We start from the raw sequence: 25,966 nt of genomic DNA on the forward strand, positions 1-25,966 counted from the left end.
CAACAGAGGTAGTATCAACACATGTCTGTTAACGAAATTCTCACCACGCTGCGTGAGTCTTGGGACGAACTTTCCACCGACCAGAAGGCACTTGTCGGTGTCCTTGTTGCAATTGATTCTGCCGGCAAGGCATGGGCGTTGCGCGACCTTGCCCGCAGCGACGCTCGCCGTATCCGCGGCCCGAAGTGGCTGTGGACGCCGATGATCGCCACGGTAAACACCGCCGGGTGGCTTGCCTACTTTATGGTAGGCAAGAAGCGCTAGTCCGAGCACTTAGGGCTGTGTTGCCCCGGCATAGAATCGGACTTGATGCACTCGCTCGTACCGGGGCTTTTGCCATGGGTATCGGTCTTTGGCCGCCTCGATTGGCTTTTCTAGATCAACAACGGTGTCTGTCCCTGCAGGACTGCCGAGCGTAAGCACGCCTTGCTCGATTTCGATGTCGGATGCAAATGAGCGCTCTCGGCGTTGACTGCGGATGAGAGCCGTCGGCACTTCAGCGAACACAATCCTTCCGCGGCGCAGGACGATTACGTCCTTTGCGATGTAGCTGGGGCGAATACGTTCGCTGGCAATCAGGGACCAAAGGTAGATAAAGCTCCAGGCCGAGATAATCAGTGCGATCAATCGCAGTGAGCCAGGTGGTAGAAGAAGATGCACTGCCACCATTTCGGACACAAGAACCGCTGTGAGAACACCAAGCATCTGTAGTCGGCCGGGAGGGTGGGGAAGGGCATCCGCGCCATCGGGAATAAGCTGAACGCCTTTGACCCATCGCGTGAGGTCTCGATACAACCCGAGCTCATAGCGTGCGAGGCGGAAACCAGGATGTTTGCGCAGCAGTGCCCAGAGCCTAGCCACCCAGACTCCCTGCTATGGATTCGAGCGCGAACGCCTGCGCTCCACGAGTCGGGACGTCACCCACCGCTAGCCCTGTTTGAGCAGGCTGTAGCGTTTCTAAAACACCCCGCATCAGTCCGAGAGGAAAGAGCTCATGAAGGCGTTGCACGATCGGAGTGACTTTCTCATCGCGCGAGGTTAACGTTGCGAGTTCGCTCCATAACCTGCCAGCCTCACGTGCCGCGGCGATACACGTTTGATCATCAAGGTTTCGTCGAAGCACAGTCCACGTGGCGCTGGTAGCAACACCGGTGAGCGCCATCAGGTCCCACGAGTCCAGCTCCAACTGCAGGGTGTCAGCATCTTCGAAGACAGCGCTCAAACGTTGCCGGATGTCCTCCGGGGCGCCCAACGGAGCATGTTGTATCAGCGCAAGGCGCTCACGTTGATGCTGCAGGTGTCGTATCCGTTCATCGAGCAGTGTTAGGGAACGAGCAACGGCGTCATCGGATTGGACGTCGGCTACGGGCACGCCTGCGTCGATAAGTGCCCGAGCCCGAATGACTGCTGCCAGATCCCGGACAGAGTATTCGCGGTAGTTGCCGCTGGTCCGGGCTGGTTCTTCAACTACTCCAGCTTCATGTAAGTGGCGCACTGAGCGGACTGAACAACCAGCTGCAGCTGCTACATCAGAGATCTTCACGACGCCAGACTAAACCCTCACATCGTGTGAGGGTCAAGGCCTGGGGCTAGGAAATCCTAGTTGCGGAAACCGTGGACCGGGGCAGGGATGAAGCCCCCGCGGCGAATGAACGCGTCGTTGCCCACCTGGGAGACCGGGATGACCGGTGCGTAGCCAAGCAGCCCGCCGAAGTTCACTTCGTCACCCGGCTTCGTGCCCGGCACGGGGATCAGACGTGCTGCGGTGGTCTTATGGTTCATCACGCCGATCGCGGCTTCGTCCGCGATCATGCCGGAGATGAGCTCCGCGGACGTGTCGCCAGGAATGGCGATCATGTCAAAGCCCACGGAACAGATCGAGGTCATGGCCTCCAGCTTGTCCATGGTGATGTTGCCGGCACGCACCGCGTCGATCATGCCCTTGTCCTCAGAGACCGGGATGAAGGAACCGCTCAAGCCGCCGACGCGTGAGCAGGCCATCATGCCGCCCTTCTTTACAGCGTCATTGAGCAGGGCGAGAGCTGCCGTGGTTCCGTGGGTACCTACCTGATCCAGGCCCATGTGCTCAAGGATGTGTGCGACGGAGTCACCCATTTCAGCAGTCGGCGCCAACGACAGGTCCACGATGCCAAACGGCACACCGAGGCGCTCTGCCGCCATGTTGCCCACGAGCTGGCCTGCGCGGGTGATTTTGAAGGCGGCCTTTTTTACTTCCTCGGCAACGTCGTTAAGCGTGGCTCCCTCGAGCGAACCCAACGCATTGTTGACCACACCCGGGCCGGACACGCCGACCGATACGACAGTGTCTGGCTCTTCGATGCCGTGGAAGGCGCCGGCCATGAAGGGGTTATCACCAACAGCGTTGGCAAACACGACCAACTTCGCACAGGCGATGGACGATTCTGTGGCCGTCAACTCGGCGGCGCGCTTGATCACGCGACCCATCTCCGCCACAGCATCCATGTTGATGCCGGCGCGCGACGTAGCCACGTTCACCGACGAACAGATCTTGCTCGTCTGCGCCAAAGCGTTCGGGATCGATGCGATCAGGCGGGCGTCGCCAGATGTAGCACCCTTCTCCACAAGCGCGGAGTAGCCGCCAATGAAGTCAATGCCCAGCTCCGCTGCCGCGCGGTCAAGCGCCTTGGCCACAAGCACCGGGTCGCCCTCAACGCCCGCCACAACTAACGCGATGGGGGAGATCGACACGCGTTTGTTCACAATCGGGATACCAAGCTCACGCTCGATGCCTTCGCACACCGGGACCAGGTTGCGGGCGCGGGTAACTACACGGTCATACACGGCCTCTGCGGTGGCCTCCATGGTGGCGCGCGTGCACCCGATCAGCGAGATGCCCATGGTGACGGTGCGGATGTCCAGGCGGTAGTCCTCGATCATGTGGATGACGTCGAGGATGTGTTTGGACTTGAAGTCAAAGTCGAATGCTGCAGCCATGCTAGATCTCATTCATCGCGGTGAAGAGGGCTTCGGACTGCAGGCGGACAACCACGCCGAGGCGCTCGCCAACCTCGGCGAGTTCGGCTTGTAGGTCGCCCACGTTGGCGCCTTCTGGTACTTCAACACGCATGATCATGGTGAAGAAGTTGTCCATGAGCGTCTGGGAAACGTCGATGATGTTCAGGTTGCGTTCGGCTGCGGCGTTTGCCACGCCGGCGATGATGCCGACGCGGTCCTGACCCGTGGTCGTGATAATTGCATGCATGGGCAAAGATAGTACCCACTGGGTTACTGTGGGCGTATGCATGACGCACGTTCTTACGTCCTAGTCCTTGGTGCCGGGGGCAAAGTGTCAGCTCACACGGTGCCTTTGCTTGTCGGCACCTCCCACCACGTCTCCGCCCTCGCCCACAATCCCAAGCACGCCGAGCGCCTTGCCGAAACAGGTGCAACCGTGATCATTCAAGACTTGACCAAGCTGGATAGGGAAGGCTGGGCGCGTTTGCTGACGCCGTTTGACGTCGTGGTGTGGTCCGCTGGTGCTGGCGGCGGTGATCCGGAACGAACCTATGCGGTGGACCGTGACGCGGCGATGGTGATGATCGACGCACTTGAAGAGCTCGGTGAATTCGCGCCGCTTTTGATCAACGTCTCCTACGCCGGTGCCCAAGACGGCAAGGCAGAAGACGACGGGTCTTCTTGGCACGCCTACGTGGAGGCGAAAAAGGCGGTGGACCTGCGTCTGCTCTCCAGCAAGATCGACCAGGTCATCCTGGGGCCAACCTTGCTCACCGATGAACCAGCGACCGGCATCAACATCCTCAACGACGCGCCGCCGCAAAGCTCTGAGACAGCCCGCGAGCTCGTTGCCCAGGTGATTGCGGAGATTATCAACCGGGGCGAGTCCTTTGATCAGAATCCGTTTGAGTTTGAAAATGGCAACCAGAAGCTGCAGGACCTGTAGCTAGGAACGCACGTACTGCGCAAACGTGCGCATCAGTCCGTTTGCTGCGGACACGTCGTGGTGCGGCAGGTCCGCAACGATGCGCGCATAGTCTTCAGGCGCGAAATAGCCGTAGTCGTGGTAGAAATCCATGCGCGTACGCATGGCGTCTGCGTTCATCTCCGCGTGGAATTGCGTGGCCCACACGTGGTCGCCGTAGCGCACCATCTGGGTCATCCCGTCTGGGCCAGTCGCCAGCACGGTCAACGCCTCCGGCACCTCTTCCGGTGCCTCAGTGTGGCCGGTTAAAGCAGTAAACGTTTGCGGAGCGGCGGCCAGCAAGACGTCTTTGCACCCAGCCTTGGTGACCTCCACGTGGGTCGGGCCGGAATCTTCCGCGTGCGAATGTCCGATGACGCCGCCGACGTGATCCACTAGCCAGGACAGGCCGAAGCAGACGAAAAAGACCGGTAAACCAGACTCCAACACCTGGGTGAGCACCTCACCGACGTGGCGCTGGTAGTCGTCATACGTTTCATTGCTCACGTTGAGCGAGCTGCCACCAACGATCACGCCAGCAATCCCGTCAAGCGGACCAAGTTCGGCGGCAGGGGAGTCAATCACGCGATGGACTAACTCAACTTCTTCTAAACCCGTCGACGCCAACGCGTCGTGATACTCGGCGCGGGCCACATCCGGGCCAAGCTCGCCGTTGCGTAGGGAAAGAAAAAGCAGTGTAGACATGCGCGTCATTCTATACCGCTTGGTCTACTTTGAAACAATCAGCCGCGAATCGACTGCTCCACAACATCCAACATGGCGTCCAGTCGCTCCGGCGATTCGCCAGCAGCCAGCCTGGTAAGCACCCCTTCGAGCACTGTCTCGAGGTAGGTTTGGAGGACGTTGACGTTGACGTCGTCACGCAAATGCTCATTGGAACGCAAACGCTCCAGCACCGCCTGATCCAGCACTTCCTGGTGCTCACGCCAACGAGCTTCAAAGACAGGGTCGGTGCGGAGCTTGCGAATGATCTCGCTTCGGGTGGCAAACCAACCGTGCTCAGCAGGGTTACGCAGAATCTCCCGCATCACCTCAACCAGACCGTTTTGGGAAACCACCTCAGCCTGGCGCTGCGCATCCGCACTCACGATGGCAAGAAACAGCGTCTCCTTATCACCAAAATGGTGGAAGATCGCGCCGCGAGTCTTTCCCGTCGCCTCCTCTAGGCGAGCGACGGTAGCCCCCTCAAAGCCATACCTGGCGAAACAATCACGGGAGGCGTCAATGATCTCCTGGCGGCGGCGCGCCAGCTCGCCTTCGCTAATAATCGGCATGGCGTATACGGGGGCTTTCTTGCTTATCGACGTTCACGTGAAAAGGCCACCCGAACACGTACCCGGGCGGCCTTTTCACTTCTTTAGCTACAAACTACGTGCGTAGCTCGTGGCCTTAGCTCTTCACCATCTGGCGCAGCACGTACTGCAGGATGCCGCCGTGGCGGTAGTACTCCGCCTCACCCGGGGTATCCACGCGAACAACTGCGTCGAACTCAACGGTCTCGCCGCCGTCCTTCGTCGCGGTGACGTGAACGGTAGCCGGAATCTCATCGCCCTCGTTGAAGGCGGTGATGCCGCTGATGGCGAAGGTCTCGGTGCCGTCCAGCCCCAGGGAAGCGTGGGACTGCCCTTCAGGGAACTGCAGCGGCAGAACGCCCATGCCGATCAGGTTGGAGCGGTGGATACGCTCGAAGGACTCTGCGATCACTGCGCGAACACCAAGCAGGTTGGTGCCCTTTGCAGCCCAGTCACGGGACGAGCCGGTGCCGTACTCCTTGCCAGCGAGAACAACCAGCGGGATGTTCTTCTCGGCGTAGTTCATCGCAGCGTTGTAGATGAAGTCCTGCGGAGCGCCTTCCTTGGTGAAGTCGCGGGTGTAGCCACCCTGCTCGTCCACCAGCTCGTTGCGCAGGCGGATGTTAGCGAAGGTACCGCGCACCATGACCTCGTGGTTACCACGGCGGGAACCAAAGGAGTTGTAGTCGTGGCGTGCAACACCGTGCGCATCCAGGTAGTCCGCAGCCGGGGTGCCCGGCTTGATGGAGGAAGCAGGGGAGATGTGGTCCGTGGTCACGGAGTCGCCCAGCTTCGCCAGAACGCGTGCACCAGCAATGTCGGTGACTGCCTCCGGCTCCTCCGGCATACCGTCGAAGTACGGTGCCTTGCGGATGTAGGTGGAGTCCTCGTTCCAATCGAAGGTCTTGCCGGTCGGGATGTCCAGACCCTGCCACTGCTCGTCGCCCTTGAAGACGTCGGCGTAGTCAGCCTCGTACATCTCACGGGAGATGGTGGAAGCGATGGTGGACTCGATCTCCTCGGTGGACGGCCAAACGTCCTTCAGGAAGACGTCATTGCCGTTAGCATCCTGACCCAGCGGCTGGGTCTCGAAGTCGAAGTCCATCGTACCGGCGATTGCGTATGCGATGACCAGCAGCGGAGACGCGAGGTAGTTCATCTTCACGTCCGGGGAAATGCGGCCTTCGAAGTTACGGTTACCGGACAGCACTGCGGTTGCGGTCAGGTCGTATTCGTTGATTGCCTCGGAGACCTCGTTCGGCAGCGGGCCGGAGTTACCGATGCAGGATGCACAGCCGAAGCCAGTCAAGTAGAAGCCGACAGCCTCGAGGTCCTTCCACAGGTCTGCGCGCTCGTAGTAGCCGTCAACAACCTGGGAGCCCGGAGCCATGATGGTCTTGACCCACGGCTTCGCCTTCAGTCCCTTCTCTGCAGCCTTGCGAGCCAACAGGGCAGCGCCGACCATCACAGACGGGTTGGAGGTGTTGGTGCAGGAGGTAATAGCAGCAATTGCTACGGCACCGTGGTCGAGCGTGAACTCGCCACCCTGCGGGGACTCGATGACAACCGGCTTGGATGCGCGGCCCTCAGCGCCAACAGCAGCGGACTCGCCGTTGCCCGGCCAGGACTGGTTGTAGTCCACGGAGTCAACCTTCGGTGCGCGAACCGGCTCGAAGGTCTCGTTGCCTGCGGTGTTGTAGTCCGGCAGCTGATTGCGGAAGGTCTCCTTGGCATCTGCCAGAAGAATGCGGTCCTGCGGGCGCTTCGGGCCAGCGATGGACGGCACAACGGTGGACAGGTCGAGCTCGAGGTACTCGGAGTACTCAGCCTCAGCAGCGTCCTGCTCCAGCCACATGCCCTGAGCCTTGGCGTATGCCTCGACGCGGTCGATGTCCTCCTGGGAACGGCCGGTGAGGTGGAGGTAGTTGATGGTCTCCTCGTCGATCGGGAAGATCGCACAGGTGGAGCCGAACTCCGGGGACATGTTGCCAATGGTGGCGCGGTTTGCCAGCGGAATCTGCTTGACGCCGTTGCCGTAGAACTCGACGAACTTCTGCACCACGCCGTGCTCACGCAGCATCTCGGTGATGGTGAGCACCACGTCGGTTGCGGTTACGCCGGCCGGGATCTCGCCAGTGAGCTTGAAGCCAACCACGCGCGGGATCAGCATGGACACCGGCTGGCCGAGCATTGCAGCCTCGGCCTCGATGCCGCCGACGCCCCAGCCCAGGATGCCCAGGCCGTTTTCCATGGTGGTGTGGGAGTCCGTACCAATACAGGTGTCCGGGTATGCCACGCCCTCATTGTCAAAGACAACGCGGGACAGGTACTCGATGTTCACCTGGTGGACAATGCCGGTTCCCGGCGGGACAACGCGGAAGTTGGAGAAGTTCTCAGCACCCCAGCGCAGGAACTGGTAGCGCTCCTCGTTGCGCTGGTACTCGATCTCTACGTTCTTCGCCTCAGCAGCCTTGGAACCGAATGCCTCGATGATCACGGAGTGATCGATCACCATCTCGGCCGGGTTGAGCGGGTTAACCTGGTCCGGGTTGCCGCCGAGGGAGGAGACAGCCTCGCGCATGGTTGCAAGGTCAACAACACACGGCACACCGGTGAAGTCCTGCATCAGTACACGCGCAGGGGTGAACTGGATCTCAATGGACGGCTCTGCCGACGGATCCCAGTTCGCGATTGCCTTGATGTGGTCTGCGGTGACGTTCTTGCCGTCCTCGGTGCGCAGCAGGTTCTCACCCAGAACCTTGAGGGAGTAGGGAAGCTTCTCCATGCCTTCTACGGCGTCGAGTGCGAAGTAGTCATACGACTTTCCGCCGACCTCGAGCGTCTTCTTGGCGTTGAAGGAGTTCTTGCTTTCAGCCACAGTGAGCTCCGTTTCTCGTTGATATGTGGGGTACATGACCCGTGGCGGTCAACCATTAATCATATGCCAGGCGCCACAGTTCTACCGCAATAATAACAGTACGAGCGTTATGTTTTGGTTTTTGGCGTAGATTATTTCTCTATGCATAGCGCTGACATCGATGTTTCCTCCCTCGTGCACCAGCTCCGCGAGGACAATATCGCCCTCCAAGTGGCCAACGAGGACCTTGAAAACCATGTCGCGAATGCGTTACCTGAGAATCACGGGCTCGTCATTTTGGAACACACGCCACCCCATATCCCGGATGTTCGGGACTTGGCACAGGACCTGGCCAATGAGACGGGCATTGACACCGTTATTGTCCGCACTCCTGACGTTGCTATTGCAGTGAGTAACTCGCTGACGCGCGCCCAGGTGGAACAAGGGGAGCGAGCGATGGTCGCGCAGCCTGACTATGGGGACGGCCTCAGGGCATTCTTATCGACGTCCACGCAAACCCAACCCGCGTGGCTCCCCATCTTTCTCGCCATTGTTGTTGTTACCACTGTTGTGATTGTCGCCTCCTGGCGAGCCGTCAAACCGTTGGGCACGTCACGTATGTGACAAAACTCACACTATCTCTCGGCGTGTCTAAACGGCCAGCTAGCCGCGCCGCCTAGTCACGCCAAAAGCCTTGACTGCTGTTGCGGTTGGTAAAGAATGTGAAACAAGTTGATCTCGTGACGTATGGTTCTGCTGTCGGCTCGTGAGCCGAAGGTTGTCAAACCGTTACCCAATAGCAACACTGCGGTGGTGTGCTCTAGTCAAGCCGCTACCGCTGACAGATACGGGCATGTGGGGAAGCACGCTACGTAATCGTCACGTTGTTGGGGGTGTCGGTTTCGTCCGCCTTCGGCCTGCGCGCCCGCATCAGTAGTCAACTTTGGAATGATCGCACGTCAAGGCTTAACGCTTGTCACGACCGGGCCTAGTCAGCCCGTGTGCTTTGGCGTGCGGTGTGAGGAGCACCTTCGTGGGCAACCCATTTTTGAAGGCGAGCGCCGCAGTGGCAGTCACCGCTGCATTGACATTCGCCAGTGCAGCACATCCCGCGCGCGCAACCGAATCCACCGCGGAGCTTGTCGCCGCTGTCGCGCGCGCCCAGGCAAACGTGGATGAACTTACCCTCGGCCTTGGGGATCTCCAGGAGAGCGTGAACCGCGCCTTGGTTGATCTGCGCGATGCCCAGGCACGTGCCGAACAGGCTCGCCGCGGTGTGCAAAACGCAGATGAGCGCCTCAAAGCTTCCGAGGAAGCAGTGGCAAAAGCGCGCGAGGAACTAAGCAACATCACCCGCTCGCAGTACCGCGGCGCAGGCCAATCCAGCGTGCTGAACTCCTTGAGCTCCGGGAGTGGCCAGCGCGAGGTACTGGAGCGCTCCCAGTTCCTGAAGCAGCGCTCCAAAGAGAAGCAAGAAGCGCTCGAGGCGGTTGAGCGCGCTCGCGCCGAGGCCGCAAATGAAGCCTCCGTGGCACGCGAAGCTGCCCAGCTGGCGGAAACCGCCGCCGACGATGCTGCCAATGCCGAAACCAACGCACGACAGCTGCTTGAAGACAATGCCCAGGCACTCAACGAGCGCAACGACGCACTCGCCGAGGCCCAGGCTGCGCTTGATGCGGCTGAGGGGCAATTGGGTGAGGTGCGTCCGGAGAGCGTCGAAAAGCAGGAAGCCCCGACGTATGAGGCACCTGAGGTTGACCAGGAGATCGTGGACGAAGTCACCGAGCGCGTGGCCGAGATCGCCCCGGAGGCACCGTCCCCAGAACCCGAGGTCATCGCACAAGCCGTTGCTGCCGCCCAGATCGCTTCCCCGGACAACGCGGTCGAGGAAGCCTCCAACATCGCAGCCTCTGCAGCGCTAGTGGGCTCGACGCAAACCCCGCACGCAACCTTCGCCGACCCGTACGCCAGCGGCACTGCCATGAGCTCCTCTTCTGAGCTTTTGGAGATCTTCTCCGCCTTCGCCGGAGGCCTGCAAACCGGCTTGGGCGTCTCCGACACTGCCGGCCAGAGCGTCTCTGACTCCCTGTCCGAGCTCCTGCCGGCCGTTGAAACCGCTGAATCCATCACCGAGGAAATCCAGCAGGCCGTCGCGCCAGCTAACTCCGGCTCCGTGGAAACCGCAATTGCTCGCGCAATGTCCGTCGTGGGCACGCCGTACGTGTGGGGCGGCGGCGACGCCAACGGCCCAACCACCGGCGTTAACGGCGGCAGCGTTAAGGGCTTCGACTGCTCCGGCCTAGTGCTTTACGCCTTCGCCGGTGCTGGTGTCTCCCTGCCGCACTACACCGGGTACCAGTACCAGCGCGGCACCCAGATCGATCCCAGCCAGGCACAGCGCGGCGACCTGTTGTTCTGGGGCCCGGGCGGCTCCCAGCACGTGGCCATCTACCTTGGCGACGGCACCATGATCGAAGCTCCCCAAGCCGGCCAGAACGTATCCGTAGTCCCGGTGCGTTGGGCAAACATGTCCCCGAAGGCTGTGCGACTGCTCTAACGCCTACGGGTACGCTGATTACCCATGGCCTTTCATGACTACGATGCAATCCTCGTCTTGTCCTTCGGTGGCCCCGAGGGAGAAGACGAGGTTATTCCATTTCTGGAGAACGTAACGCGCGGGCGTGGCATCCCGCGCGAGCGCCTGGCAAAGGTCGGCGAGCACTACTTTCACTTCGGTGGTGTCAGCCCAATTAACGCGCAGAATCGCGAGCTCATCGCAAACATTGAGGCGGAGCTTACTGCCCGCGGCATCGACCTGCCGGTCTATTTTGGCAACCGCAACTGGTATCCCTTTGCCGCTGAAACTGCGGAGCAGATGCTTGCCGACGGCCACCGCAACCCCCTCGTCTTCGCCACCAGTGCCTGGGGCGGCTACTCCGCCTGCCGCCAATACGACGAAGACATCCAGCGTCTCCGTGAAGTCACCCCGGAGCTCAACTACACCAAGCTGTGGCAGTTCTACGGCCACCCTGTGTTTGTGCAGCTGATCGCAGATAAGCTGCGTGCCGCTGTTGAACGCGCCCCCGAAGGTGCGACCGTGCTGTTTACCGCACACAGCGTACCGACGGCCGCCGACGCCGCCGCCGGAGGCGCCGAAGACCCACACCTGTACTCGCGCCAAGTCGCTGAAGCAGCGCGCCTCGTAGCCGCGGAGGCAGGCGTGAGCGACTACGAAGTGGTGTGGCAGTCTCGCTCCGGCAACCCCGCAACCCCGTGGCTTGAGCCTGACGTTGTTGACCGGACCCGCGAACTGCATGGCGAAGGCAAACTGCAACACCTCATCTGCGTCCCAATCGGGTTTATTACTGACCACATGGAGGTGGTCTGGGATCTAGACACGGAGCTTAAACAGGCGTGTGACGAGATTGGTGTCAGCTTCGAGCGCGTCGGCACCGTTGGTCTGGAGCCGGCGTTTGCATCGATGATTGTGGATTTGGTCGAGGCAGTCGCCACCGATGTCAAGCCGCAAACCTTGTCTAGCGTTGACACGTTGGGATGCACGGTCAACGGCGAGCCATGCAAGGTGGATTGCTGCGCGCCGGTCAGGCCCACGCACGGCGGTAATCAATAACCGCGTCTGCAACACCCGCCATGCGGGCGCTACGTACGTGGCGCCACAAGGCGAAGAGTTGCGGATCAAATGAATGGTCGCCCAGACGGTCGGTCACCGTCTCAATGGTTGCCGCCACTCGGTCGGCACGCGCAAATAGCTTCGCTGCACGCGGCGTGACCCCCACGGGAAGCCCCGGGGTGTCGTAGAAATCCGCAAGCGTGCCCACCATCAAGCGCGGATTTGGAAGATCCTGCCTGGTGCCGCCGGCGGCCTCAATCAACACTGCGGCCTCGTCTGTCGCCCGCGACAACAACTGGTCCGCCTCCCCGGGAGACAGCCACTCAGGCTCCGGCAACGGATCCTGCTCCACAAACCACCGCCAGTGCACCTCACTAGTCTGATATTCCGGTACCAAGATGTGCTGCGCGTCCACCCCCCGCAGCACGATCGCGCCGGCCTGTGTAAGCGCCTCCATTGCGGGCGAGCCAGCCCGAAGTCGCGCCGCCTGACCAGGGCCCCACAACACAAGGCGTACGACGGGATCGGGGGAGGTGAGGTTGGAGTGCGTGCGGACGTCGGCAAGCAACTGCCCAACAGGCGCCCCACCGAAACTGTGCCGACCACCCAAATCACGTAACGCATCAAGCGTCTCATCCGTTGACTCAACGCCATACAGCCACGCCGCCAACCAGACGGCAGTGTTTTGCAACGGAGAATAAACCTGAGCGCGCGTGTGCATTCCGGCCAGTCTAGCCAGACCGATAGAATACGGACACACTATGGGAGACAGTCGCTACAGCGGAGACATTTTTAGCGGACATGCGCGCACCAGGCGCCCAACCTACCCGTCGGTGCCGGCCGAACCCGGCATCATCGTGGAGATCGTTGGCAATGATTTCGTCGGCGCCGTCGTCGGGTTTGAACGCACCTACGACGGCGACTTCGTCCGGCTTGAAGACCGCTACGGCACCCAACGACTCTTCAAAATGCTGCCAGGCGCTTTCATGGTAGAAGGCCAACGCGTGACGCTGACCAGGTACGTGCCCAAGCGTGACGACGCCCCGGCGCGATCCAACTCCGGCTCCCGCAAAGTGGCCAACGTGCAGGCAAAGGTGGCCCAGCCGAGCCGCATCTGGGTCGAAGGTATTCACGATGCCGCAATCGTGGAGAAAGTATGGGGCCACGACCTACGCGTCGAAGGCGTCGTGGTGGAGTACCTCGAAGGCCTCGACAACCTGCCAGAGAGGCTCGCCGAGTTTCAGCCGGGGCCTGGCCGGCGCATCGGCGTGCTGGCAGACCACCTGATCGAAGGCACCAAGGAATCGCGCCTGGTCGAGGACGTCGGGCCTCACGTGCTTGTTACCGGACACCCCTACATTGACATCTGGGCGGCAGTGAAACCTGCCAGTGTCGGCATTGCCGCCTGGCCCGACGTCCCCTACGGCGAAGACTGGAAAACCGGCACCTGCCAACGCCTCGGCTGGTCCGACCCGAAGGAAGGCTGGCACCGCGTTTACTCCTCGGTCAACACCTTCCGTGACCTGGACTACACCCTGATCGGGGCGGTTGAACGGCTCGTGGATTTCGTGACTAATCCTGAGCTGAGCAAAACAGATATGTAGCATGGCCGCCATGGGTCCATTGATATGGTTTGCGGCAGCCGCGGTGCTTGCCATCCTTGAAGTATTCGTTGGCGAAATGACCCTGCTCATGATCGCCGCCGGTGCGCTGACAACAGCGGGCTTCTCGCTGATCGGCATCCCGCCTGCTGCTGAAGTTGCCATCTTTGCCGCATCGTCCGCCGCCTTTTGGTTCTTCCTGCGCCCGTACTTGCGGCGTCGTTTGGAATCGCCGAAGACGTACGACGAATCACCTCGTGCACTCGTTGGCTCACGTGCCGAGGTTGTTGAAGAGATCACCCCAGTGGGAGGACAGGTGCGTTTCGACGGCAGCATCTGGTCCGCCCGCGCCCTCGACCCAGGGGAGACCTACACGGTGGGTGACGTAGTAACTGTCTCTGCAATTGATGGCCCAGTCGCGGTCGTCTGGAAGGACTAGAGCATGCCAGGTCTGTTTCTTTTTGGCGTCATCCTCATACTTGTGGTGTCGCTGCTTTTTGCATCCGTGAAGATGATCCCGCAAGGCGAAGCCGCTGTAGTTGAGCGTTTAGGCCGCTACACGCGCACCGTCTCTGGTGGGTTGACGCTTCTGGTGCCCTACATTGACCGTATTCGTGCCCGTGTGGATACGCGTGAGCGCGTTGTTTCGTTCCCGCCGCAGGCGGTGATCACGCAGGACAACCTGACCGTGGCAATTGACACGGTGGTGACGTTCCAGATCAATGACCCCGCTAAGGCGATCTATGGCGTTGACAACTACCTGGTTGGCGTGGAGCAAATCTCTGTGGCCACGCTGCGTGACGTTGTCGGCGGTATGACGCTGGAAGAGACGCTGACGTCGCGTGAGACCATCAACCGCCGCCTGCGCGGCGAGCTGGACGCGGCAACCGCCAAGTGGGGTCTGCGTATTAGCCGTGTGGAGCTGAAGGCGATTGATCCGCCACCGTCCATCCAGCAGTCCATGGAGATGCAGATGAAGGCGGACCGCGAAAAGCGCGCCATGATTCTGACTGCTGAAGGTAAGCGCGAGTCTGACATCAAGACAGCGGAGGGTGAGAAGCAGGCACGCATCCTGTCCGCGGAGGGCGAGAAGCACGCCGCCATCCTGAACGCGGAAGCCGAGCGCCAGGCGATGATCCTGCGCGCTGAGGGTGAGCGCGCGGCGAAGTACCTTGAGGCGCAGGGTGAGGCCCGCGCAATTCAAAAGGTCAACGCGGCGATTAAGTCTTCCGGCGTGACCCCTGAGCTGCTGGCCTACCAGTACCTGGAGAACTTGCCAAAGATTGCCAATAATGATGCGGCGACGATGTGGATGATCCCGTCCCAGTTTGGCAACTCTCTGGAGCAGTTTGCGAAGGCCTTTGCCAACAAGGACGATGACGGCGTGTTCCGCTACGAGGCACAGCGCGTTGACCAGGACACCAAGGACCTGGCGTCGGAGGGGGATACGGATCAGTGGTTTGATACCTCCACTGACCCGGAGCTGGCCCGCGCACTGGCGGAGGCGCGTGCGGTTGCGAACAAGCACGTCGACGAGCCGGATCCGACGCAGCACCGTGCGCCTGAGACGCCGATTGCTAACCCGCTGGAAATCGAGCGGCCTAGCGACCTTCCTCAGCCCGAATAATTAGGTTGAGCGCTAGGCGCCATCCCGCCTGTTCCGCTTGCCACCCCGCGGCCTGGAGACGCTGACTCATCGCCTGTTTGGAGATGCCCAGCTCCCGGGCCGCTTCGTTTTGGTTCATCCCGCGGCGCACCAGGGCAGTGGCCTCCCGGCCCTCAATGGTGCGTTTTTGCAGCACGTGGCCGACAAGCGCGAAAGCTGCGGCGATGTCTTCCGCGTTGGTGCCTGGGTTACGGGTGTCTACGCCTACTTTCACCTGCGCCGGGCGCGTGCCTACTGCCTCCGAAGCAGCATGCACGCCGCGCCCATGCGAGGTGATGCCGAGGCCGATGGCCCAGTCACCGTCCGAAAGCAGGGCCATCACCAGGTTCAGCGCGTGCTCAGGCGTATCGACGTCCGCGCGAATATCCTCAACGCCCACCACCTCAAACTCCGCCACCCCCGGCAGCGAGGACAGTGCCTCGGCCGAGCGGGAGACGTATTCGCCGCGCCGCCGCTCGCGGCCCCGATACCTTGCATGTACGCCAATCACGCCAGCAATCCTAGCGTTAATGACTTAGCGGTCTACCTTGGGGGCTTGACGGGTGGGTTGGGGGAGGTTGGCGTCGAGAAGCAGGCCAACAAGCCCCACGACGGTAAGCGCAACGGTCAGAGCGATGACGGTGGGGCTTGCGTGTCCGCTGAGCGTGTCTCCAAGCAGAACCGTGACAATTGTCCCAGGCAGGGAGCCGACAAACGTGGCCACCGCAAACGGTACAACCCGAACACGGGTCAACGCGCAGGCGTAGTTCATAATGCTGAACGGCACAAACGCCACCATGCGAAGACTTGCCACCGCCAGCCATCCGCGGGATTCCAGTCGGGCGTTAATGCGTTCCACCGAGGGATGGGTCAACCGAGGTGCGACGAAATCTCGAAGCGTATACCTCACAACCAGCAGCGTAATCACGGCAGCAACCGTGGTGGCACTAATCGCGATCACAATGCCCAGCGCGGGGCCAAACAGCAGGCCGGAAGATACCGTCAGGATGGTGCGCGGAATCGGAAACAGCGTGATGCCGACATATAGCAGCCAAAAGATCACCGGGAACCATGCTCCCGTGGAATCAGCCCAGGAGCGGAGGGTGGAGGGCGTTGGGGCGTCGAAAAGCAACCAGCCCAACACAAACACGACCAGTGCCGCAAGAAGGAGTAGCTGGCGACGCTTCACACAACCTCCCAGACGAAAAACACCCCGCAACATGTGCAGGGTGATGGTTGTGCCCGGAGGGGGACTTGAACCCCCACGTCCGTTAATAGGACACTAGCACCTCAAGCTAGCGCGTCTGCCATTCCGCCACCCGGGCTTTGGGTGTTTCGGCCTTTCGGCCAGGCACTCGCATAACTATAGGTCGGCCCGCCGCGCCCGCCAAATCGCCAGCGCAACGGGCTATATCTGCTAAATTCTCCCGCGTGCTACCACCACCTAGAAGAATGATGACGTACCGCTGGTTCGTCCCACCAGTGCCACCAGCGAACGACGCCCAACACCTCACGCCCAGCTCGTGGACCGCAGGTCGTCGGGTGGTAGGCGACATGGTGTTTGCCTACCCGCGCGTTTTGGCGTTGCATGTTTTTAGCTACCTCATTGGCTCCGGTGTGGGGGCGTTCGTACCCGTTGTAGTGGGCAAGATTGTGGACGGCCTCCTGGGCGATACCGACTTCAACGCCTGGTGGCTGTTTGGAGTGCTTATCGCAATCTTTTTTGTGCAGTTTCTTGGAGAGGCAACGGGCGACGGCCTTTCCGCAGCGTCCGTGGGACGTGTGCGCCACTTGGCGCAGCAGAATTTGACGTTGGGGGTGATGCGCAACGGGGCGGGATCGATGAGTCCTGGCACGGTGCTCAACACCATCGACGCCGACTCCAGCACGATTGCGAACTACCGCGAGTCCTTATCGTTTCCGCTCATGGCGCTTGGTTACTCCACGGGTGCCGTGGTGGCGATGTGGAGCGTCTCACCGTGGGTTGCGCTGGCTGTGCCTGTCTCCATTGTTGTCATCGCGCTGTTTTCGGCGTGGACTTCGCGCCCCATTACCCGCATTTCGCTCAAGCGTCGCGCTGCGGAGGCTGACGTTGCGGGTCTTGCAACCGACGTTGCGCAGGGGATTCGTGCTGTGAAAGGCCTGGGCGCTGCCACGGCGGTCACCGGCCGTTTTGCCACCTCTACGCAAACGGCGCGCGGGCTGAACCTGCAGTTTTTGGTGGTTGATGCGTGGTTGAGCTTTGCTCGCCAGGCAGTTGCGTGGGTGTGTAACGCGTTGATCATTTTCGTTGCTGCTCGTTTGACGCTGCGCGGTGAGATTACCCCGGGTCAGATGGCTTCCGTTGCGCTTTTGGTTCCGCCGGCGTTAAACATGGCAGGCTTCGCGTTCGGTGACTTGGCTAGCGGATGGGGTCGCGCGGTAGCCAGTGGTCAGCGCGTATCTGAGCTGTATAGCGCGGGTGAGGCGTTGGCTGCGCCCGATGCAGCTGTTGCCGCCGAGGTGCCGGGCCCTGGACTCTGGGTGCTACCGCCTGACCAGGAGTCTTACGAGTTGACCTCATTGTGGGCCCAGCGCGACGACGTCTTGTTCCCGCCGCACACCGTCAACATCTTCGAGGGCACGATTGAAGACAACGTCAATCCACGCGGCGAGTTTTCAGACACGGCAGTCAAAGAGGCGCTTGCAGCGGCGCATTGCCAGGACATTTTGCGACGCCTCGGCGGTGTCGGACCTGACGGCGAGCTGCCAACCGCGCCGCTTGGCGAGGCCGGCCTGAACCTCTCCGGCGGCCAACGCCAACGCGTCGCCCTTGCCCGCGCTTTGGCTGCGAACCCGGAAGTGCTGATCCTCGATGACCCAACGACCGGCCTCGATTCCGTCACCCAAGCCAACGTGGTCGAGGCAGTCAAGGCGCTACGTGGCGGCGCAACCACTGTTGTCATCACCGGCAACACCACGTGGGGTGCGGCTGGCCAAGCGTTGGAGGTGAAGTAAATGCAGCGAGAGTATGAGCGCACTGATGCCGTTGCCCCTGCGACAGTTCGAGAGACCTTTGCTTACCTGTCGCAGCTTCCGAACGCGTTGAATAGGCGTTGGTGGGTGGTACTGCTCAGCGTCCAGGTGTTGATTGTCTCAGCCTATGCGCTGCAGGCGAATCTTTTTGGCCGAAGTGTTGATCCGCTGACTGGCACGCCGGTGCCGATTCTCGGCACTGGTACGCGCGCGTTTGTGGTGACCATTGCCCTTGCCATGGCATGCATATTGGTCGACGTGGCGTTGCGGATGTTGAGCTACTACATCGTTGGCTCAAAGGTTGCACGGGCGTCGGTGGATTTGCGACGGCGCTGTTTAGATGCCGTGCTTCGCGCGCCGGTCCCACGGGTGATGGAGCTGGGTACCGGCAACGTGATTACCCGCATGACCAAAGACATTGACGAGGTTGTTCGGATTATCACGGCCATCGGTTCGCGCGTGTTGACGACGGTGTTTGTGTTCCCAATTTCGTTCATTGGACTTTTGCTTATCGACGTCCGCCTCGCCCTCATCCTCATCACCCTCATCCTCTGCGCCTACCCGTTTGCCCGTGAAATCATTCGGAGCATCCCGGCGGCGTCGAATGCGGTGAGTGTTGCTGAGGCGAAAAGGAACGCAGCACTACTTGATACGGTCCGTGGTCTGCCTACGCTGCGCGCGTTTGGACTGCAGAACTGGGCGCTTGGGCGGATGCGCAAGGCTTCGTGGGGTGCGGTAGAGGCGACGATGGATCGTGCGCCCTGGTTTATCCGTCTTATGGGGCTGGGCCAGGTCGTTTTCGCCGCGTGGCTGTTGCTGACGCTCGGGGTGGGTGCGTGGTTGGTTGCTCATGGGTCGATTAGCCCCGGTCAGGCAAGTGCCGCGGTGTTTTTGGTGATCCGCGCAGAGGTGATGGTGTTCAATGCCCTGTTTTTCGTCGGAGAGCTGCAAAGCGCGGCGACCTCTGTCGGGCGTGCGGTGAGTTTGGCAACGTTGGCAGATGGCCGTGAGGCATCCGCACTGCCTGAGGACTTGAACGCACCGGTAGATGTTGAGGTGGATAACGTCTCGTTTGCCTACCCGGGTGGAGCGAACGTGTTGGAGAATCTTAGCGTCACGTTGGCCGCTGGTACGACGACTGCGCTGGTGGGCACTTCAGGTGCGGGCAAGTCGACACTGGCTGCGCTGATTGCGGGCCTTGTGGAGCCGACCGCGGGCCGCATCCGCGTGGGTGAGGTGGACACGACTCAGGTCAGCGACCTGTGGACAGCTAAGAACGTGACGCTCATGACCCAAGACGTCCACATCTTTGCCGGTACATTGCGTCAAGACTTGGCCATGGCTGATGAGGACGCTTCAGATGCAGATCTGTTGGATGCGCTCCGCCGCGCAGGTTTGGATCCCGAAAGCGCCCAGTTTGCGCGCGTATTCCCGCAAGGCCTGGACACCCCGGTTGGTGCTGGCGCTGAGGACCTGCCGCCGGAGACGGCCCAGCAGGTGGCGTTGGCGCGTGTTGCACTTGCGTCGCCGAAGGTGCTGATCTTGGATGAAGCCACAGCAGAGGCCGGAAGTGATGACACTAACGCTTTGGAGGCTGCCGCCGCGGCAATTACCAAGGGGACTACGGCACTGGTAGTGGCGCACCGCCTGGATCAGGCTGCGGCCGCTGACCGCATTCTGGTTATGGACGCAGGGCAGATTATTGAGGACGGCACCCACGCCGAGCTATTGACCCAACGGGGGAGATATGCGCAACTATTTGCAGCGTGGAGTGGCGGAGGTCACTAACCCTCAGGTACTAATGGGGCCATGACTGCTTCATATGTTTCTGATCGTTTCCCTGGCCCTGACCCGTACGCGCCGCTGAAGGAGGTACCGTCGTTTGACATCTCGTCCAACGACGTCGTGGATGGTGAGCGCCTCCCGGATCACCTAGCCGGCGATAACGCCACCAGCCCGCACCTTGCTTGGTCGAACGTGCCTGAGGGCACGAAGACATTTGCCGTGACCTGCTTCGACCCGGACGCGCCGACTGCTTCTGGGTTCTGGCACTGGTCGGCGTTTAACATCCCGGCCGACGTCACGGAGTTGCCCGCCGGCGCGGGTGCCGAGGACGGCATGGGCGTCGGCGCCGTCGTTTTGACTGGTGATGCCGAGGTGAAGGGCTACTACGGCGCAAACCCGCCCGCCGGCCACGGCCCGCACCGTTACCTGTTTGTGGTGCACGCTGTGGATACGGAGCTTGATGCGGACAGCATTGCTAACCCGACGCAGCTTGGTTTCAACCTTTACTTCCACACGCTTGGCCGTGCCTTAACGTGGGGTTGGTACGAGAACAAGTAACCTCTGCGCAATGGTTCCAATTCAGTTGCGTGCCGGCGGCGCCTTTATGGCGCTGGCGGTGGTCTTGTTCATTTTCGCGTTTCTCGCGTTCATGCGCGGGGATCAAACGTATGCGCTCACGCTGCGTTTTGTGTTGACCTGTGTGGCGTCGTTGATTTTCGGCGCATTTGCAACGACCAACACCGCAACGGGCGGCTCGCGGAAGCAGCTTGTTGCGTTGGGGGTGGCAGTTGCGCTGATCGCTGTGGGCATGGTGGTGCCCAACCAGGCGCTGACCATTGTGCCCACCACCTCACTTGCATTGTGGGGCGGTGGGGCGCTGGTGTGTGCGCTTATTCTGCGTCGTTTTTCCAGGTAAGCCCGCTACCTACGGCCTGGCTGATGTTGCTCAGGCCGTGGAGCTTCAGCTGCTTGTCGACGCCCACGTGCACCCCACGAACCCACCCCAGCCCTCCGTAGATGAACGGGGTGTATCCCTGCAGCAGGCTTGCACCCGCAGTGATTCGCTTCCACGCTTCTTGTGCATCCATGATGCCGCCGGAGCTGACGAGCACGAGCTTGTCGCCGACGCGAGCGTGCAGCCGCTGAAGCACCTCCAAGGAGCGTGCGGTCAGCGGAGCACCGGAAATGCCGCCGGCGCCCATCGCCGCAACCTCGTCGGCGGGGGTTTTCAGGCCCTCGCGAGAGATGGTGGTGTTAGTGGCCACGATGCCAGCCAGGCCGAGCTCGACGGCCAGGTCCGCTACAGCGTCGATATCCTCGTCTGAAAGATCGGGGGCAATCTTGACCAACACCGGCGTATCGGTGGAGTCCTTGACGGCACCCAGGATCGGACGCAGTTCCTCCACAGCCTGTAGGTCACGCAACCCAGGGGTGTTGGGAGAGGAGACGTTGACCACCACGAAGTCTGCCAGAGGCCCGAGCAATGTGGCGCCTGCGCGGTAGTCGGCGACGGCGTCGGCAGCGGTCTTGTTCTTGCCAATGTTGATGCCTACGACATCGTTCGATTTGCGCTTGCGCAGGCGGCTAGCAACCTTCAGGGCACCGTCATTGTTAAAGCCCATACGGTTCAAAATGGCTTTGTCCGCAGGCAGGCGGAACAGACGCGGGGTGTCGTTGCCAGGCTGCGGTTGCGGGGTGACCGTGCCAACCTCCGCGTAGCCGAATCCGACCGCGCCCCAGGCATCCAACGCGGTGGCGTTTTTATCAAATCCCGCTGACAGGCCCAGCGGCGAGGGGAAACGAACCCCGAAAAGTTCCTGCTCAAGACGCGGGCTGTGCACGCGCACGACCTTTTCCATCCCGCGGTTGAGCGGCGTGACCGTATTGAGCACACCGAGCGCACCGGAGATGATGCCGTGGATGCGCTCTGGAGGGATGCGGAACATGAGTTTCAGCGCGGTGTCATAAAGCGTCATCATGGATCCTTTACAGTGTTTCTTTCACGATTTGGATGCCGTCGCCGGTGGCGGAGGCGATGATCAACGTGGCGTCGTCAAGCGAAATGATGCTCTGCGGATCCGCAACTGTCGCTACCTGCGCCTTTTGCACTGGCACACCACCGGACAGGTCGTAGCCGGTGGCAGTGTTGTCAGCAGTGGACGTGATCCAAGCGAGCTTGTTCGCCGCATCCCACGTCACATCCCACGGGCCTTGCGCCACAGGCGCCGTCTGGTGCAGACGAATAATGTCCATGGTGTTGTAGACAAAGAGCTGCGAGCCGGTCGCGTCAGCCGCGAGCACCACACCATCCGTTCCGTCAATCTTGCCCACGCCAAGGCCCACGCGCAGCGTGCCGCCCTGCCTGCCGCCGGACCAATCGACGTCTTGAATCGTGGTATCGAAGCGATTGATACGCACCACCGCATCATCCTGATCAGGCAACTGCATAGCGATCAGCTGGTCGGTTTCACGCGCTACGGAGATCGTGTCCACCTTTTTACCGTCGCGGTACACCCACACCTTGCGTTGTGCATCGCTCGCGGTTACCACCTCACCACTAGAGGTGACCACTGCGGCGGTCGCAGGCTCTTCCACTTCCAAGGTGGTCTCACCGCTCGCGTCAAACAGGCGTACCTGACTGCCGCAAGCCAACGCGAACGTCCCGGCGTTTGCGCTGACCTCGCCGCAGGAGGCGTCGGTGGGGTAGGTCACGGCAGTGTTGTTACGCAGCTGCTCAACAGTGCCTACATGCACAGCATCATCGGTACGAACCGCAACCAGATCACCAGTGGTATCCAAGTCACGCACCGGGGCAAACGCGATTACCTCCCCGTCCGGGTCTGTCGCCGACGGCGACGCAACGGGGGAGGCGCTTCCCATGTTCTGCGCCAAATCATCAGCAACTTCAGTCGGGGACGTACAAGCGGCAAGTGAAAGCGCAGCAGCCAGCACAGTCGCCGACGCCACGCGTGTGGGCAAGGGTTTCATAGCTTCCCAGAGTAGTGTTGCAACGCGTGAACGAAACCATGAGCTGGCTCCAAGTCGTCGTTTTGTCCATCGTGCAGGGACTCACCGAGTTCCTTCCGGTGTCCTCGTCGGGGCATTTGCGCATTGTTTCCCAACTATTCTGGGGACAGGACGCCGGCGCCAGCTTCACCGCCGTCATCCAGCTGGGCACCGAAGCTGCCGTGCTGGTCTTTTTTGCCAAAGACATCTGGCGCATCCTCACCGCTTGGTTTGCCGGCCTGTTCAACCCGTACAAGCGCGGGCTGGATTATCGGATGGGCTGGATGGTCATCGTGGGCACTATCCCAGTCGGCGTGGCCGGGCTGCTGCTTAAAGACTTGATCCGTGAAAACTTCCGCAACCTGTGGATCACCGCCACCGTGCTTATCCTGTTTTCGCTGGTATTTATTGTGGCGGAGCGGGTTGGCACGAAAAAGCGCGGCTTTGAAGAGCTCACGATGCGCGACGCCATTGTGATGGGCCTGTGGCAGTGCCTCGCACTCATCCCGGGCGTGTCGCGCTCCGGCGGCACCATCTCCGGCGGCTTGCTGCTGAACCTTGACCGCGAGGTAGCCACCCGTTTCTCCTTCCTGCTCGCCATCCCGGCAGTGCTGGCCTCGGGGCTTTTCTCGCTTCCCGACGCTTTCGCGCCCCAAGCCGGCCAAGCTGCCACCGGCATGCAACTACTCGTTGGTACCGGCATCGGGTTTGTGCTGGGCTACGTCTCCATTGCGTGGCTTCTGAAGTTTGTCTCCCACCATTCCTTCGCTTGGTTTGCGGCGTACCGGATCCCGCTGGGCATCCTCGTGATGATCTTGCTTGCAACTGGGGTGATGCAAGCCGGGTAGGGTGGCCGGTATGCAATCTTGGCCCGTGCCCTCTGTTTCTGCCGTCCCTGGGACCGCCGTCCCGTTGTCGATGTACGACACCGCTGATCAACGCATCAAACCCGTAGACACCAGCGGTGAAGAAGTAGGCATGTACGTCTGCGGCATCACCCCCTATGACTCGACACACCTAGGGCACGCTGCGACGTATCTCACGTTTGACCTGGTGTACCGCCAGCTGCTGGCGAATGGACACAAGGTGCACTACGTCCAAAACATCACCGACGTAGACGACCCGCTGTTCGAGCGCGCCGCCCGCGACGGAGTGGACTGGCGCGAGCTTGGCACCAGCCAGATTGATCTGTTCCGCAGCGACATGGAGACGTTGTCCGTCATCCCGCCGCGAGACTACATCGGGGCGATGGAGGCGGTTGATGAAATCGTCGTGATGATTCAACGTCTGTTGGATGCCGGGGCCGCGTACAAGCTGGACCACGGTGATATCTACGCGCCTATCGATGCCACAGCCCAGTTTGGTTATGAGTCCAACCTGGACCGCGCGACCATGCTTAAGTTTTTCGCCGAGCGCGGTGGCGACCCGCAGCGCGAAGGCAAGCGCGATCCGTTGGATGCCCTGCTATGGCGTGGCCACAGGGAAGGCGAGCCTGCCTGGGAGTCGCCGTTTGGCCTAGGTCGTCCAGGCTGGCACGTGGAGTGCTCGGCGATTGCTACGAACCGCCTTGGCGCAACGTTTGCCATCCAGGGTGGAGGCAGTGACTTGGCGTTTCCCCACCACGAGTTTTCCGCCGCCCACGCCGAGGCCGCCCACAACACGCAGCGTATGGCGGGCCACTACGTCCACAGCGGCATGATTGCGCTGGACGGGGTGAAGATGAGCAAATCCTTGGGCAACCTCGTGTTTGTGCACAAGCTCACCGAGGCGGGACACGACCCTTCGGCGATTCGCCTCGCCGTGTTCGACGGTCACTACCGCGCGGACCGCGACTTCACGTATGAGGGCCTCGATGCTGCTGAGGCTCGTTTGGCAAGGTGGCGTGAGGCGTTGGCGAATGAGGGTGACGTGGGGGAGGTGCGCGTGGGCGTCGATAAGCTAAGGAATGCCCTGGCAAACGACCTGGACACGCCGGCTGCCCTGGCAATCATCGATGAGGCAACTGGCGACGCCGACGGCATGCTGGCAGCCGCCATCGACGGGCTGCTCGGTGTGCAGATCTCAGGGCACTAAGGAAAGATTGCAGTCATGACCACGATTCGTGAGCAGTTTCAGGCAGACGTCGACGAGTTCATCGCAGATCTGACCACTTTTGCATCCGGCTCCTACCTGGCAGATGAGGACAAGGATCTTTGGGACGAGCCCTTCGACCCCGCAGTATTGCCCGATCTGAAGCACATCCTGGAGATGTTTCTGGACGCGCTCGAGCAATGCGGTGATGACCCAACCGGGGAAACGCTTGTCAAGGTTGTCGCGCCGTTTTACGCAAACTTGGCCGAGTTCAACGCCAAGCACGCCGACGCGGTGCTGGAGCCGGAGGAGAAGGCAGACATCGAGGCACTCGTGTTGCGCGCGGCCGCCGCGACAGGTGCCACCGATGAGGCGCTAGGGGAGTTGCCTGAACTTGAGTAGCCTGCCTGCTGCGGTGTTTTGGGACATGGACGGCACCCTGGTGGACACGGAGCCGCTGTGGGGCATCGCCACCTACGAACTGTCTGAATACATGGGCCGCCGCATCCCACCGGAGGTGCGTGAGGAAACCGTCGGCGGTTCGTTTGAAAACACCGTGGGCATCCTGTCGCGCTACACGGGCTATCAGCTTGACGACGCTCGCGTGAACCACCTCCGCACCATCATGCACACCCGCATGGCGCAACTGATGGGCGAAGGCGTGGCGCTCAACCCAGGCGTCGGCGACGTGCTTGCGGCGCTGCGTGAGCGCGGGGTGCCTATGTACGTAGCCACTAACACGCCGCACGTGCTGGCAGATCCGTGCATCGCGGGCATTGGCGCGCACTACTTTGTAGACATCCTTAGCGGCGAGGACGTTGCTCAGGCAAAACCCGCCCCCGACATGTACGTCGAAGCAGCCCGTCGCGCTGGTGCGGCGCCCAGAGATTGCCTCGTGTTCGAGGACTCGTGGACCGGCATGAGTGCTGCGGCCGCCGCCGGATGCGCGGTGCTGGGGCTTGCCGAAACGGTGCCTGAGGGTGTGTTGAAGTTTGATCCAACGGACTTTGTTGGCGCAAAGGCGGACGATATTGCGGACTGGTTCGCACGCGCACACGCCATGGTGGGCTAGCATTACCCAC

Annotated in this window: 28 protein-coding genes and 1 tRNA gene; 16 read left to right on the top strand and 13 right to left on the bottom strand. The window is 61.2% G+C overall.

The genetic code is table 11. The features are described from left to right. Positions 1-21: 21 nt before the first annotated feature. Positions 22-264: a PLDc N-terminal domain-containing protein gene (locus tag AK829_RS03270; RefSeq protein WP_052204225.1), complete on the top strand. Its 243-nt coding sequence runs from the start codon at positions 22-24 to the stop codon at positions 262-264. Positions 265-273: 9 nt separating this feature from the next. On the opposite strand, the gene AK829_RS03275 is transcribed toward AK829_RS03270, so the two are convergent. Genes AK829_RS03275 through AK829_RS03290 form a run of 4 tightly spaced genes read right to left on the bottom strand, consistent with a single transcriptional unit; the run spans position 274 to position 3,244 of the window. Then, positions 274-861 (bottom strand): hypothetical protein, encoded by a 588-nt coding sequence (locus AK829_RS03275; protein WP_052204227.1) that lies wholly within the window; start codon positions 859-861, stop codon positions 274-276. Continuing rightward, the gene (locus tag AK829_RS03280; RefSeq protein WP_052204230.1) at positions 854-1,543 is read right to left on the bottom strand and encodes a MerR family transcriptional regulator; all 690 of its coding nucleotides are present in this window, start codon (positions 1,541-1,543) and stop codon (positions 854-856) included. Before AK829_RS03280 ends, AK829_RS03275 begins: the two co-directional genes overlap by 8 nt. 56 nt (positions 1,544-1,599) lie before the next feature. Continuing rightward, positions 1,600-2,976 (bottom strand): PFL family protein, encoded by a 1,377-nt coding sequence (locus AK829_RS03285; protein ID WP_052204232.1) that lies wholly within the window; start codon positions 2,974-2,976, stop codon positions 1,600-1,602. 1 nt (position 2,977) lies between these two features. After that, complete coding sequence (locus AK829_RS03290; RefSeq protein ID WP_052204234.1) at positions 2,978-3,244, bottom strand: ACT domain-containing protein; 267 nt, start codon at positions 3,242-3,244, stop codon at positions 2,978-2,980. Between the two features lie 36 nt (positions 3,245-3,280). Between AK829_RS03290 and AK829_RS03295 the strand changes: the two genes are divergently transcribed. Next, complete coding sequence (locus AK829_RS03295) at positions 3,281-3,943, top strand: NAD(P)H-binding protein (RefSeq protein WP_052204236.1); 663 nt, start codon at positions 3,281-3,283, stop codon at positions 3,941-3,943. Here AK829_RS03295 and AK829_RS03300 read toward each other — a convergent pair whose 3' ends face one another. The 3 genes from AK829_RS03300 to acnA form a co-directional block, all read right to left on the bottom strand. Then, positions 3,944-4,666 carry a glutamine amidotransferase-related protein gene (locus tag AK829_RS03300; RefSeq protein WP_052206356.1) on the bottom strand — a complete coding sequence of 241 codons (723 nt, stop codon included), beginning with the start codon at positions 4,664-4,666 and terminating at the stop codon, positions 3,944-3,946. Between the two features lie 38 nt (positions 4,667-4,704). Beyond that, positions 4,705-5,256 carry a TetR/AcrR family transcriptional regulator gene (locus tag AK829_RS03305; protein ID WP_052204239.1) on the bottom strand — a complete coding sequence of 184 codons (552 nt, stop codon included), beginning with the start codon at positions 5,254-5,256 and terminating at the stop codon, positions 4,705-4,707. A gap of 115 nt (positions 5,257-5,371) precedes the next feature. Then, positions 5,372-8,152 carry an aconitate hydratase AcnA gene (gene acnA, locus AK829_RS03310; RefSeq protein ID WP_232305776.1) on the bottom strand — a complete coding sequence of 927 codons (2,781 nt, stop codon included), beginning with the start codon at positions 8,150-8,152 and terminating at the stop codon, positions 5,372-5,374. 141 nt (positions 8,153-8,293) lie between these two features. On the opposite strand from acnA, the gene AK829_RS03315 reads away from it, so the two are divergent. The 3 genes from AK829_RS03315 (at position 8,294) to AK829_RS03325 (ending at position 11,762) form a co-directional block, all read left to right on the top strand. Then, positions 8,294-8,755 (top strand): Rv1476 family membrane protein, encoded by a 462-nt coding sequence (locus AK829_RS03315; protein ID WP_052204242.1) that lies wholly within the window; start codon positions 8,294-8,296, stop codon positions 8,753-8,755. 409 nt (positions 8,756-9,164) lie between these two features. Further along, entirely contained in the window at positions 9,165-10,688 is a 1,524-nt protein-coding gene (locus AK829_RS03320; RefSeq protein ID WP_232305777.1) for an NlpC/P60 family protein, read from the top strand. A gap of 24 nt (positions 10,689-10,712) precedes the next feature. Continuing rightward, a complete protein-coding gene (locus AK829_RS03325) occupies positions 10,713-11,762 on the top strand; it encodes a ferrochelatase (protein WP_052204244.1) in 1,050 nt (349 codons plus the stop codon). Here AK829_RS03325 and AK829_RS03330 read toward each other — a convergent pair. Further along, entirely contained in the window at positions 11,734-12,483 is a 750-nt protein-coding gene (locus tag AK829_RS03330) for a hypothetical protein (protein WP_052204246.1), read from the bottom strand. The genes AK829_RS03325 and AK829_RS03330 overlap by 29 nt on opposite strands. A gap of 40 nt (positions 12,484-12,523) precedes the next feature. On the opposite strand from AK829_RS03330, the gene AK829_RS03335 reads away from it, so the two are divergent. Genes AK829_RS03335 through AK829_RS03345 form a run of 3 tightly spaced genes read left to right on the top strand, consistent with a single transcriptional unit; the run spans position 12,524 to position 14,990 of the window. Beyond that, positions 12,524-13,366, top strand: coding sequence for a DUF3097 domain-containing protein (locus AK829_RS03335; RefSeq protein ID WP_052204248.1), 843 nt, complete (start codon positions 12,524-12,526; stop codon positions 13,364-13,366). A gap of 10 nt (positions 13,367-13,376) precedes the next feature. Next, on the top strand, positions 13,377-13,802 hold the full coding sequence (locus tag AK829_RS03340; RefSeq protein ID WP_083439894.1) for an NfeD family protein: 426 nt from the start codon (positions 13,377-13,379) through the stop codon (positions 13,800-13,802). A gap of 3 nt (positions 13,803-13,805) precedes the next feature. Further along, positions 13,806-14,990, top strand: a complete 1,185-nt coding sequence (locus tag AK829_RS03345) for an SPFH domain-containing protein (protein WP_052204252.1) — start codon at positions 13,806-13,808, stop codon at positions 14,988-14,990. Here AK829_RS03345 and AK829_RS03350 read toward each other — a convergent pair. The 3 genes from AK829_RS03350 to AK829_RS03360 form a co-directional block, all read right to left on the bottom strand. Further along, a complete protein-coding gene (locus AK829_RS03350) occupies positions 14,965-15,519 on the bottom strand; it encodes a DNA-binding protein (protein ID WP_052204254.1) in 555 nt (184 codons plus the stop codon). The genes AK829_RS03345 and AK829_RS03350 overlap by 26 nt on opposite strands. 24 nt (positions 15,520-15,543) lie before the next feature. Next, a complete protein-coding gene (locus tag AK829_RS03355; RefSeq protein ID WP_052204258.1) occupies positions 15,544-16,197 on the bottom strand; it encodes a TVP38/TMEM64 family protein in 654 nt (217 codons plus the stop codon). A gap of 50 nt (positions 16,198-16,247) precedes the next feature. After that, positions 16,248-16,333: transfer RNA gene (locus tag AK829_RS03360), tRNA-Leu, on the bottom strand. Between the two features lie 106 nt (positions 16,334-16,439). Here AK829_RS03360 and AK829_RS03365 point away from each other — a divergent pair. From AK829_RS03365 to AK829_RS03380, 4 genes are read left to right on the top strand one after another with little or no spacing between them, the layout of a single operon-like run. Next, on the top strand, positions 16,440-18,005 hold the full coding sequence (locus tag AK829_RS03365) for an ABC transporter transmembrane domain-containing protein (RefSeq protein WP_408606273.1): 1,566 nt from the start codon (positions 16,440-16,442) through the stop codon (positions 18,003-18,005). Then, entirely contained in the window at positions 18,006-19,811 is a 1,806-nt protein-coding gene (locus AK829_RS03370) for an ABC transporter ATP-binding protein (RefSeq protein WP_052204263.1), read from the top strand. Between the two features lie 21 nt (positions 19,812-19,832). Beyond that, complete coding sequence (locus AK829_RS03375; RefSeq protein WP_052204265.1) at positions 19,833-20,366, top strand: YbhB/YbcL family Raf kinase inhibitor-like protein; 534 nt, start codon at positions 19,833-19,835, stop codon at positions 20,364-20,366. Positions 20,367-20,376: 10 nt separating this feature from the next. Next, positions 20,377-20,724: a hypothetical protein gene (locus AK829_RS03380; RefSeq protein WP_052204267.1), complete on the top strand. Its 348-nt coding sequence runs from the start codon at positions 20,377-20,379 to the stop codon at positions 20,722-20,724. On the opposite strand, the gene AK829_RS03385 is transcribed toward AK829_RS03380, so the two are convergent. Both AK829_RS03385 and AK829_RS03390 read right to left on the bottom strand, forming a co-directional pair. After that, positions 20,699-21,784, bottom strand: a complete 1,086-nt coding sequence (locus AK829_RS03385; RefSeq protein ID WP_052204269.1) for a quinone-dependent dihydroorotate dehydrogenase — start codon at positions 21,782-21,784, stop codon at positions 20,699-20,701. The two genes, AK829_RS03380 and AK829_RS03385, sit on opposite strands and share 26 nt — an antisense overlap. A gap of 10 nt (positions 21,785-21,794) precedes the next feature. Beyond that, positions 21,795-22,796, bottom strand: a complete 1,002-nt coding sequence (locus AK829_RS03390; RefSeq protein ID WP_052204270.1) for a hypothetical protein — start codon at positions 22,794-22,796, stop codon at positions 21,795-21,797. 38 nt (positions 22,797-22,834) lie between these two features. Between AK829_RS03390 and AK829_RS03395 the strand changes: the two genes are divergently transcribed. The 4 genes from AK829_RS03395 to AK829_RS03410 are packed head-to-tail and all read left to right on the top strand — an operon-like array spanning position 22,835 to position 25,956. Further along, positions 22,835-23,662 (top strand): undecaprenyl-diphosphate phosphatase, encoded by an 828-nt coding sequence (locus AK829_RS03395; RefSeq protein ID WP_052206358.1) that lies wholly within the window; start codon positions 22,835-22,837, stop codon positions 23,660-23,662. 10 nt (positions 23,663-23,672) lie between these two features. Further along, entirely contained in the window at positions 23,673-24,887 is a 1,215-nt protein-coding gene (mshC, locus tag AK829_RS03400; protein ID WP_052206359.1) for a cysteine--1-D-myo-inosityl 2-amino-2-deoxy-alpha-D-glucopyranoside ligase, read from the top strand. A gap of 15 nt (positions 24,888-24,902) precedes the next feature. Continuing rightward, positions 24,903-25,286: a hypothetical protein gene (locus AK829_RS03405; protein WP_052204273.1), complete on the top strand. Its 384-nt coding sequence runs from the start codon at positions 24,903-24,905 to the stop codon at positions 25,284-25,286. Next, positions 25,279-25,956: an HAD family hydrolase gene (locus AK829_RS03410; protein ID WP_308314013.1), complete on the top strand. Its 678-nt coding sequence runs from the start codon at positions 25,279-25,281 to the stop codon at positions 25,954-25,956. The genes AK829_RS03405 and AK829_RS03410 overlap by 8 nt, the downstream gene beginning before the upstream one ends. Positions 25,957-25,966: the final 10 nt, after the last annotated feature.

Origin of the sequence: Corynebacterium riegelii (assembly GCF_001263755.1) — a bacterium.
GTDB classification, from domain to species: Bacteria; Actinomycetota; Actinomycetes; order Mycobacteriales; family Mycobacteriaceae; genus Corynebacterium; species Corynebacterium riegelii.

What these genes read in the sequence shown, in the direction of transcription:
- AK829_RS03395 (WP_052206358.1), top strand. Translation starts at nt 22,835, where the DNA reads ATGAGCTGGCTCCAAGTCGTCGTTTTGTCCATCGTGCAGGGACTCACC.
- AK829_RS03370 (WP_052204263.1), top strand. Translation starts at nt 18,006, where the DNA reads ATGCAGCGAGAGTATGAGCGCACTGATGCCGTTGCCCCTGCGACAGTT.
- AK829_RS03405 (WP_052204273.1), top strand. Translation starts at nt 24,903, where the DNA reads ATGACCACGATTCGTGAGCAGTTTCAGGCAGACGTCGACGAGTTCATC.
- AK829_RS03375 (WP_052204265.1), top strand. Translation starts at nt 19,833, where the DNA reads ATGACTGCTTCATATGTTTCTGATCGTTTCCCTGGCCCTGACCCGTAC.
- AK829_RS03325 (WP_052204244.1), top strand. Translation starts at nt 10,713, where the DNA reads ATGGCCTTTCATGACTACGATGCAATCCTCGTCTTGTCCTTCGGTGGC.
- AK829_RS03315 (WP_052204242.1), top strand. Translation starts at nt 8,294, where the DNA reads ATGCATAGCGCTGACATCGATGTTTCCTCCCTCGTGCACCAGCTCCGC.
- AK829_RS03390 (WP_052204270.1), bottom strand. Translation starts at nt 22,796, where the DNA reads ATGAAACCCTTGCCCACACGCGTGGCGTCGGCGACTGTGCTGGCTGCT.
- AK829_RS03305 (WP_052204239.1), bottom strand. Translation starts at nt 5,256, where the DNA reads ATGCCGATTATTAGCGAAGGCGAGCTGGCGCGCCGCCGCCAGGAGATC.
- AK829_RS03385 (WP_052204269.1), bottom strand. Translation starts at nt 21,784, where the DNA reads ATGACGCTTTATGACACCGCGCTGAAACTCATGTTCCGCATCCCTCCA.
- AK829_RS03380 (WP_052204267.1), top strand. Translation starts at nt 20,377, where the DNA reads ATGGTTCCAATTCAGTTGCGTGCCGGCGGCGCCTTTATGGCGCTGGCG.
- AK829_RS03270 (WP_052204225.1), top strand. Translation starts at nt 22, where the DNA reads ATGTCTGTTAACGAAATTCTCACCACGCTGCGTGAGTCTTGGGACGAA.
- AK829_RS03295 (WP_052204236.1), top strand. Translation starts at nt 3,281, where the DNA reads ATGCATGACGCACGTTCTTACGTCCTAGTCCTTGGTGCCGGGGGCAAA.
- AK829_RS03330 (WP_052204246.1), bottom strand. Translation starts at nt 12,483, where the DNA reads ATGCACACGCGCGCTCAGGTTTATTCTCCGTTGCAAAACACTGCCGTC.
- AK829_RS03300 (WP_052206356.1), bottom strand. Translation starts at nt 4,666, where the DNA reads ATGTCTACACTGCTTTTTCTTTCCCTACGCAACGGCGAGCTTGGCCCG.
- AK829_RS03285 (WP_052204232.1), bottom strand. Translation starts at nt 2,976, where the DNA reads ATGGCTGCAGCATTCGACTTTGACTTCAAGTCCAAACACATCCTCGAC.
- AK829_RS03290 (WP_052204234.1), bottom strand. Translation starts at nt 3,244, where the DNA reads ATGCATGCAATTATCACGACCACGGGTCAGGACCGCGTCGGCATCATC.
- AK829_RS03340 (WP_083439894.1), top strand. Translation starts at nt 13,377, where the DNA reads ATGGGTCCATTGATATGGTTTGCGGCAGCCGCGGTGCTTGCCATCCTT.
- AK829_RS03335 (WP_052204248.1), top strand. Translation starts at nt 12,524, where the DNA reads ATGGGAGACAGTCGCTACAGCGGAGACATTTTTAGCGGACATGCGCGC.
- mshC (WP_052206359.1), top strand. Translation starts at nt 23,673, where the DNA reads ATGCAATCTTGGCCCGTGCCCTCTGTTTCTGCCGTCCCTGGGACCGCC.
- AK829_RS03345 (WP_052204252.1), top strand. Translation starts at nt 13,806, where the DNA reads ATGCCAGGTCTGTTTCTTTTTGGCGTCATCCTCATACTTGTGGTGTCG.